Annotated in this window: 1 protein-coding gene; it reads right to left on the reverse strand. The window is 57.8% G+C overall.

What is annotated here, in order from left to right:
• Positions 1-36 precede the first annotated feature (36 nt).
• A protein-coding gene (locus BCL93_RS17005; RefSeq protein ID WP_258396741.1) for an IS3 family transposase occupies positions 37-1604 on the reverse strand; the annotation gives its coding sequence in 2 pieces (ribosomal slippage) (positions 37-1122 and positions 1125-1604; 1566 coding nt in all).
• Between the last annotated feature and the right edge of the window lie 76 nt (positions 1605-1680).

Consider the following 1680-nt stretch of genomic DNA (forward strand, 5'->3'; position numbering starts at 1 on the left):
CGGTAGTTTTCAACCCAGTTGTCCAAATCGCTTCCATTAAGCAGCTTTCTGATTCCGTTCTTTTTCCTGCGGCTTGCCAGGATTGAGCGATACTTGTCCGATGGCCTCCCAGCGTCGAACGTCGCCAGACCAGCGCTTGGGATTCAGGCGCTTTGCGCGTTCATAAACCCCTTTTCGCTCGGCCAAGCGCTTAGTATCCGTGCCACGATGCCGGTCGGCAGGCGTGACGAAGTTAATGCCACTGTGAAGGTGTTGTTCATTGTAGGCGTGCTCGAACGACAACATCCATTCCCGCACAACGGCCAGTGAGGAAAAGCCCTTCGCTGGCCACGCTGGACAGTACTTAACGGTGCGGAACAGCGCCTCTGAATAAGGATTATCGTTGCTCACGCGTGGTCGGCTATGGGACATCAGCATGCCCAGCTCCGCCAGTCTCGCGCGCAGGGTGTAAGAGGTCATCGGCGCGCCGTTATCCGAGTGCAGAACCGGCGGCGTTTGCCAGCAACCCTCACGCAGCAGCGCGCGCTCAACCAGTTGTTTTGCCAAGTATCCAGACTCGTTGTCATGGACTTCCCAGGCAATGATCTTGCGACTATAGACGTCCAGGATCAGGTACAGGTACCAGTGCTGACCACGCACCTCAGAGGGGCAGTAGCTGATGTCCCAACTCCAAATCTGGTTGGGTCCCGAGGCCGTGAAGCTGGTCGGTTCAGCGGCCTTGCGGGCTGGCGTCATGCGGCCCCGGTGGTTCAGCTGCTGGTGCTTTTTCAGTACCCGATAAAACGATGACTCCGAGGCCAGATAACGGCCCTGATCTGCCAGAAGAGGTACGATCTGTGATGGCGGCAAGCTCTGATACGCTGGTTGGCAACAGGTGTTCAGAATCGCCTCTTCTTCCGCCTGAGTGAGCTGATGGGGCTGCGCAACACGCGCGGCGTGCGGGCGCTGATCCATGGTCACGCTGCCATTGATCTGTCGCCAGCGTTTTAAGGTGCGCTGACTCAGCCCCATCACTTCGGCTGCCTTATAGCGTGCCGCGCCACCAGCCACCGCCTCATCAAAGTCCTTCAACAGCCTTGTACGTTCGCTCAACGACGTTAGTCGTCCTCGTTGTCCGGGGCTTCGCCGTACAAGGCTTCGAGCTTTTTTGACAGCACCAGCAACGAGGTCGTTTCTGCCAGAACCCGGTCCTTGCGACGGACGTCGGCCTTCAGCTTCTTGATCGTACGGCGGTCATCGCGCTGCTGCTTCTGAGCGGCTTTATCTCGGTTTTCCTGCATGCCGGCACCTTGGAGGCAGGCCTCCTTCCAGCGTTGCACCTGTTCAGGGTATAAGCCTTTTTCCCGGCAATACGTGCCAAGCTCGGTCTCTGATAGAGAAGCCGTTTCAATCACCACAGCCAGCTTGGCGTCAGCTGACCAATCATCTCCGGTCTTACGGTTCCCTGGCACAGGCACTCCTTGTCGGCGGCATGTTTTCAGCCAACCATACAGGGTCGCATCCGATATGCCTTCCTCGGCGGCCACCGACGCCACACTGCGGTTGTCAGGCGGTAGCAGCTTCTTTAGCACCGCGGCCTTACGTTCCTCGGAATAACGTGGCATGAACAATCCTATGCCGCCCACTCTGATGTGGATTCAGGCAAAATCGCCAACTGGACAACTAGGCTGACAGAGGGGG

The organism is Onishia taeanensis, from assembly GCF_003268885.1.
GTDB lineage: Bacteria > Pseudomonadota > Gammaproteobacteria > Pseudomonadales > Halomonadaceae > Onishia > Onishia taeanensis_A.